Annotated in this window: 9 protein-coding genes; 5 read left to right on the top strand and 4 right to left on the bottom strand. The window is 68.9% G+C overall.

Translation table 11 applies throughout. From position 1 onward, the window contains the following. Window positions 1-193: M64 family metallopeptidase (locus Q7W29_04290; GenBank protein ID MDO9171034.1), on the top strand; the 193-nt coding region annotated here is incomplete at its 5' end. 58 nt (window positions 194-251) lie between these two features. On the opposite strand, the gene Q7W29_04285 is transcribed toward Q7W29_04290, so the two are convergent. Genes Q7W29_04285 through Q7W29_04270 form a run of 4 tightly spaced genes read right to left on the bottom strand, consistent with a single transcriptional unit; the run spans window position 252 to window position 2,228 of the window. Continuing rightward, complete coding sequence (locus tag Q7W29_04285) at window positions 252-575, bottom strand: tetratricopeptide repeat protein (protein MDO9171033.1); 324 nt, start codon at window positions 573-575, stop codon at window positions 252-254. 15 nt (window positions 576-590) lie between these two features. Further along, window positions 591-1,235, bottom strand: a complete 645-nt coding sequence (locus Q7W29_04280; GenBank protein MDO9171032.1) for a hypothetical protein — start codon at window positions 1,233-1,235, stop codon at window positions 591-593. Between the two features lie 53 nt (window positions 1,236-1,288). After that, the gene (locus tag Q7W29_04275) at window positions 1,289-1,999 is read right to left on the bottom strand and encodes a hypothetical protein (protein MDO9171031.1); all 711 of its coding nucleotides are present in this window, start codon (window positions 1,997-1,999) and stop codon (window positions 1,289-1,291) included. Next, on the bottom strand, window positions 1,983-2,228 hold the full coding sequence (locus Q7W29_04270; GenBank protein MDO9171030.1) for a helix-turn-helix transcriptional regulator: 246 nt from the start codon (window positions 2,226-2,228) through the stop codon (window positions 1,983-1,985). Before Q7W29_04270 ends, Q7W29_04275 begins: the two co-directional genes overlap by 17 nt. Window positions 2,229-2,549: 321 nt before the next feature. Between Q7W29_04270 and Q7W29_04265 the strand changes: the two genes are divergently transcribed. From Q7W29_04265 to Q7W29_04250, 4 genes are all read left to right on the top strand, one after another. Further along, entirely contained in the window at window positions 2,550-3,413 is an 864-nt protein-coding gene (locus Q7W29_04265; GenBank protein MDO9171029.1) for a hypothetical protein, read from the top strand. 114 nt (window positions 3,414-3,527) lie between these two features. After that, on the top strand, window positions 3,528-4,217 hold the full coding sequence (locus tag Q7W29_04260; GenBank protein ID MDO9171028.1) for a hypothetical protein: 690 nt from the start codon (window positions 3,528-3,530) through the stop codon (window positions 4,215-4,217). Between the two features lie 12 nt (window positions 4,218-4,229). Next, window positions 4,230-5,741, top strand: coding sequence for a FlgD immunoglobulin-like domain containing protein (locus Q7W29_04255; GenBank protein ID MDO9171027.1), 1,512 nt, complete (start codon window positions 4,230-4,232; stop codon window positions 5,739-5,741). Between the two features lie 119 nt (window positions 5,742-5,860). After that, window positions 5,861-6,736, top strand: an 876-nt coding sequence (locus Q7W29_04250) for a TerC family protein (GenBank protein MDO9171026.1), incomplete at its 3' end; no start/stop codon positions are given.

Below are 6,736 nucleotides of genomic sequence, written 5' to 3'. Positions count from 1 at the left end.
GCGTGAGCTCGACGCCTGGTTCGCGAAGTCGGGCCTGGGAGGGGTCGTCGGCGCCTTCGAGGGTGCGGGCTACTGCAACGAGGGCATGTACCGCGCGCAGCTCGACTGCATCATGTTCACCAAGGGGCTCAAGTCGTTCTGTGCCGCCTGCGCGCGGGGGATCAGGGAGGTGGCGGCGACCTACACGGAGTGAGGCGGCAGGCGCGCGAGCCGGACTTCCGTGCGCGAACGGCGAGCCGCCCCGCTCGGGATCAGGGCCGGGTGAAGATCTCCGCCGGCGGCGGCATGAACCCGCGCCAGAGATGGGGGTCCATGGCCGCCGCCGCGTTCATCAGCTTTTCTCCCTCGGGCAGATTCCCCTGGCGTTGCTCGAGTTGTCCGAGCCGCGCCCAAGCGAACGCCTTCAGGGGAAGGGGTGGGTCCATCTCGAGGTAGCGCCGGACGAGCGCCTCCGCCCGGTCCAGGTTCCCGGCCATGACAAAGGCCGTGCTCAGACCCAGCAGGATGTCGTTCCGCCCGGGATCCATCGCCAGCGCCTTGTCGACGCACTCGGCGGCCCGGTCGAGATTCCCCAAGCCGAAGAAGCCGTCTCAGCCTTCGTACCAGGCGAGAGATCGATCAGGGTACTCCTCGACCACCCTCTCCCAGAGCTGCGCTCTCTGGTCCTCCGGGATCAGGTTGGCGCGCGCCTTCACCCCCATCACCGGGTCCTTTCCTTCCAGGATCCCGGCGTGTTCCCGCGCCCGCTCCATGTCCCAGCCCATCTCCTCGGCCATGACCGAGAACTGCTGAACCAGCAAACATCTGGCCTCGTGGTGGTCCGGGTCGCAGCGCAGGGCGGACTCCAGCTCCTCGATGATGCTGCCCGCGAACTGCTTGGCCTGCTCCTCTCGGCCCCGGTGCGCCGCGTTGATGAGCGAGTAGGCGGTCGCCAGACCGGCGAAGTAGTGGTAGTCGGCGTTGTCCGGCGCGAGCGCCACGGCTTTCTCGATGGCGGCCTGCATGCCCTCGAACTCCATGAGGAACATCCTGGTCCGGGAGAGTTCGTAGAACAGGACCGCCTGCGTCGAATCGGCGGCCAGCCCCGCCTCCAACCGCTGGACCGCGTCGTCCACCCGACCGGCCAGACGAAGGTCGAACGCCTCCCGGGCGATCTCGAGCGACGCCGTGTCGGCCGTTGCGACGGCCGGGACGCCGAATGTGAGGATCCATGCGGACATCAGCAGGTTTTTCATGGTCAGGCCCTCCCTTTGCACGGTGCGATCAGGGTATTCGCCACGGTGTCATTTCACGGTTGGGCCGCGTGGCGTTCCCGGTCTCCGAGCAGCGCCGCCCCGCTGGCCACCAGCGGTCCCACCAGCAGGACCGCCGTCACGCTGTTGTTGATCAGCCCGCCGCGCTGGTCGGAGTAGAAGTCGAAGAAGACGTAGAAGAACACGCCGGCCCCGACCAGCAGCGCGCCCGCGATCCGCGGCCAGCGCCGCGCCAGCGCCGCCAGCAGGAAGAAGGGCGCCGCCACCAGCGAGTGCATCAGCAGCCCCAGCGGCTGCTGCCAGCTGTCCGCGACGCAGAACATCAGCCAGGCGATCCCGAAGCCGATCAGGATGCGCGACGCGGCCTTCCGCGCCCCCCAGAACGACAGCAGCGAACTCAGCAGCCAGGTGAAGTAGAGCAGGACCAGGAAGAGCGTCGACAGCTCCTCCGGGTGCTTCAGGTGGCGTTCGCCGGAGCGGATGTAGGCAATCATCACGAAGGCCGCGAGTCCGGCCGCCAGGTAGGCGTGGTAGCCCGCGCGCTGGGCGGCGCGCCGGGCGAACTCGTCGTTGTCGCGCAGCCAGCCCAGCTCTCGCAGGATGCCGGGCCCGAAGGCGCCGACTCCCGACAGCGCGACGAACCACCAGCTGATCTCCGCGAGCAGGATGCCGCCGATCACCAGGGTCGCGCCGATCAGGGTCGCGGTGGTCGGGTGCCAGCCGATCCGGTCAGCCAATCTCGTCATCGCGGGCCTCCAGCAGTTCTTCGTCCTCGAGCGCGAACACGTCCTCGACGCGCACGCCGAACGCGCGCGCGATCCGCAGTGCCAGACCGACCGAGGGGTTGTACTTGCCCTTCTCGATCGCGATGATCGTCTGGCGGCTCACGCCGACCTTCGACGCCAGCTCTTCCTGGGTCATCTCGCCGTTCTGGAAGCGCAGACGGCGGACTTCGGTGCGGAGGTCATCTTTCATGGGACCATGGATGAGGCCCCCTAGGAGCTGTGTCAAGTATATTTTACATATTGTTAATCATCATTAACAAATTTGCCCTCCAATATGATGGGACGGTCCCACAGTCTGGCGTACCCGCCTGGGCTAGTGTGTACCTCATCGTACGTGATGGGGCCGGTGGTGTGACCGGGCGACGTGCGACATCCTGACGTAATGCAATGATATTATAGTAGATACATAATTTCACCGATGGATCGGCCGTGTCCGCAAATCCTCGGCAAGCTCCTTGCATGGTCCGTCCGAAACCCGAATCGCCCCCCCCGCACCGGAAGGACCGCCATGATGACCCATCGCACCCCCGCCACCTGGATCACCCTGCTCGCCTTGCTCGCCGTATCCCTGATGCTGGCCGGCTGCGGCGACGACGACCCCGCTTCGCCGAACGACGAGTACGCGACCGCCGACAAGGACGCCGCCGGCGTCGTCGCGACGGACATCGCGACCGACAACGGCGGCATGACCGATCAGATCGCCGACCTGTCCTCGGCCGTCGGCGGGTTGGAAGTCGACAAGTCCCTGCCGGGTCCCCGCTTCCACGACGCCGACTACGACGAAACGACCGGCATCTGGACGCTCACCGTCGATCGCGAGCGCGGCGACCCCGAGGGCACGCCCTACGCGGCCATCACGCGGGTGTACACGCTGCGCTTCCTGGACGCCGAACGCCATGCCCAGCAGTTCCGCGTCGTGGGAACCGACACCGCGCGCACGGCCGAGTTCAACATCGTCTCGGGCACCGGCACCCACCGCACGCTGCGCTTCGAGCAGAACCTGGACGCGCTGTCGGCCGCCTTCGTGGTCACCGGCGTGAACACGGACCTGCTGACGATCAACGGCGTCTACAGCCGCGACGCTTCGAACCGGTTCGAGACCCCGCGCTTCGTGCGCACCCTGAGCGGCGCCTTCGACGCCGAACTGATCGACGTGGCCGTCCCGCGCGGCGCCGGACACGACTTCAGCCAGGCCGTGTCGGGCACCCTGACCGGCACCTACGTCGCCGACATCACCGTCGAGCGCGGCGAGGACTACATCGAGCGCCACATCGAACGCTCGTTCACGATCACCTTCGGCGCCGGCGAGGCGACGATCAACCTGAACGGGCATCACTACGGCGCCCACATGAACAACGGCGAACTCGCCGACTGATCGAGTCGGAATTCTCGCCCGTAGCCGGAGCCGGCGGATCGCGAATCCGCCGGCTCTTTCGCGTGCCGGCTGTGGTAGACTCGAAGTTGCTCCAACACGCGGGAGATGGTTGAGTTGCGCAAATTCTGCCTGTCGTTCGGCGCCGTGATCGCGGCGTGCCTCGCCGCGTCGCCGGTCGCCGCCGCGCCGCCGCCGCTCCCCCTGCAGGCCGTCTTCGAGGCGGCGCCCGCGCAGGGCGGCTACGACCGCTACCTCGAACTCGAGACCGGCCGTGTCTACACCGGCGGCCTGATGATCGGCACGACCTGGGACGAGGACCGCACGCGCTTCCAGGACGCCGAGCTGGGTCTCGACGTGATGATCGCCGGCAACGGCGCCATCCTCGACCTCGAGGGCGAGCAGCTCTGCATCTCGTTCTGCACCAACCACCTGGACATCCAGGACTGCATCGTCCTGAACGGGGGCGTGCGCTTCGTCGGCGACAACAGCCCCGACGTCGCCCGCGTCCCGTCGGGCTCGGTGCGCTACTGCACGTTCTACCGGCCCGAGGAGTACGCCGTCCGCCTGCAGGGCGCCGGCGCCGGCGTGCTGTGCGAGCGCAACCTCGTGGTCGATCCCGTCGACGTCGGCCAGGACGTGATGATCTGGACCGGCATCACCGGCAACAACCTGCCGACGGGGCTGGCCTTCGGCCTGTCGGTGCAGACGGGCGCCTTCGGGCTGCCCGACGTGCGCGACAACTGGACCTACCACGCCGACCCCCGCACCAACGAGGATCCGCTGCGCCACTTCGGCTTCCTCTGAGAATACAGCTGAGTGATCCCCACCCCGTGGGACGATGCCGGTTCGGCACCGCACAACAACATCCTCGGACTCGACCCGGGACTGCGCGATCCCGAGCACGGCGATTTCCGGCCGCAGAACGCGCCGCTGTACGGTTCGCGCGTCGTGCCGGCAGTCGTCGACGTCCGCGCGGGGCGGGCCGCCGCGCCGGCGATCGCGCCCCCGCCCGCGCGCGACGCCTCGCTGACCGTCGGCGGCGACATCGTCGCGGACACGCTCTGGGACGCCGCCTCGATCCTGGTCGCCGCGGACGTGACGGTGCGCGACGGCGCCGTGCTGACCGTCGCTGCCGGCGTGACGGTCCGCTTCGCCGGCTACTTCGGCCTGGTGGTGCGCGACGGCGCCCTGCAGGCGCACGGCACGCCGTTGCTGCCCGTCGTCTGGACCGCCGCCGATCCCGGCGCCTTCGACACGAGCCAGGACACCGTCGGCTGCTGGAACGGGATCACGTTGCTGAACGTCCCGGCCGCGAACCCGCCGTCGTTCCTGCGCGGCTGCGTCCTGGAGTACGCCAAGGCGGTGCCAGGCCTCGGCCTCGATGACGGGGCGGCTCGCGTGGGCGGGCAAGGCTTCGACGGCGCCGGCGGCGCGCTGCGCGTGGTGGGCCGCTCGCGGCTCGAGGTTTCCGGCTGCGTCCTGCGCCACAACTGCGCCGACCGCGGCGGCGCGCTGGCCGTGCACTACGGCGCGGCGCCGCTGCTCGTCAACTCGCTGCTGCACGACAATGTCGCCTGGAGCCGCGCCGGCGCGGTGTTCGCCGGACTCTGCTCCCCCCGCCTGGTGCACGTCACGGTGATCGGCAACCGCGTGCTCAACCCGGAGGTCTTCGACCGCACCGCCGGCGGCGTCGACCACTACCACAGCCGCCCCCGTTACGTCGGCTGCGTGGTCTGGGGCAACGCGACCAACCACCACGACCTCTACCAGATCCTCGAACCGCGGGCCTGCCAGATCCGGTACAGCGACGTCCAGGGCTACGGCGAGGGGCTCGGCGGCCTGGACCTGGACCCGCTGTTCCGGCCCGCCGTCCACGGCCCCGGCGACCCGAGCGCTGCGTCCCCCTGCCGCGACGCGGGGGACGTCGCGTCGGCGTCGAGCTGGTTGCCGGAGTTCGACCTCGCCGGGCGCGTCCGGCGCCAAGGGGCGCAGGTCGACATGGGCTGCTACGAGTTCACGGCGGCCACCGCGGTCGACGAGCCCGCGCCCGCAGCGGCGGCGGTGTTGCTCGCCTCGCCCAACCCGGCCAATCCCTCCACGACGCTGCGCTGGCGGCTCGACCGCCCCGAGCGCGTTCGTCTGACCGTCCACGATCTCGCCGGCCGGCTCGTGCGGGTCCTGCTGGAAGGAGAACTGGGCGCCGGGACGCACGCGTTGCGCTGGGACGGCTGCGACGCCGGGGGGCGCCGGGCCGCCGCCGGCTCCTACGTGGCCGAAATGACCGGACGCGGCGGATCGACGTCGACGAAAATCCTGCTCGTGCCCTGACCGGGTCCGCGCGAAGGGGAAGATCGCCGTTTCCCGCCGGGCGCCCCGGCCCTATCTTGGGTACCGGCCCGCCGGCGGCGCGGTTGCCGCGGCGGGGGGCGGACCAACGCGAGGTGCACATGGAGGGGATTTCGGTCGGGACGCCGGCGCTCTGGGCCGGCTTCATCGGGTTCGTGCTGGTGTTGCTGGCGCTGGACCTCGGGATCTTCAACCGTCGGGCCCACGAGATCCACGTCCGCGAGGCGCTGATCTGGTCGGGGGTCTGGATCGGCATCTCCCTGCTGTTCAACGCCTGGATCTGGCACCACTTCGGCGCGGTCCACGGGCTGGAGTTCCTGACCGGCTACCTGCTCGAGAAGGCGCTCTCGGTCGACAACCTGTTCGTGTTCATCGTGCTGTTCTCCTTCTTCGCCGTGCCGGCGAAGCTCCAGCACCGGGTCCTGTTCTGGGGCATCCTGGGCGCCTTGGTCATGCGCGCGCTGTTCATCGTGACCGGCGCCGCGCTGATCCACCGCTTCCACTGGATCATCTACGTCTTCGGCGCGTTCCTGCTCTTCACCGGCGTCAAGCTGCTGCTGCACCGCGGCGGCGAGATCCACCCCGAGCGCAACCCCGTGATGAAGGTGTTCCGGCGCTTCATCCCCCTCACCTCCGACTACCGCGGCGCCCGCTTCGTCGTCAAGGAGGGCGGCCGGTGGCTGGCGACGCCGCTGCTGATGGTGTTGGTTGTGGTCGAGGCGACGGACATCGTGTTCGCCGTCGACTCCATCCCCGCGATCTTCGCGATCACCACCGACCCCTTCATCGTCTTCACCTCAAACATCTTCGCCATCATGGGCCTGCGGGCGCTGTATTTCCTGCTGGCCGACGTGGCTGACCGCTTCCATCTGCTGAAATACGGCCTGGCCATGGTGCTCACCTTCATCGGCAGCAAGATGCTCATCATGCCGTGGTATCACGTGCCGGTGGGGGCTTCGCTGGCCGTCGTCGCCGTG

The sequence above is a fragment of the bacterium genome (assembly GCA_030654305.1).
Lineage (GTDB): Bacteria > Krumholzibacteriota > Krumholzibacteriia > LZORAL124-64-63 > LZORAL124-64-63 > PNOJ01.
This window is presented reverse-complemented; position numbering and strand designations above follow the sequence as displayed.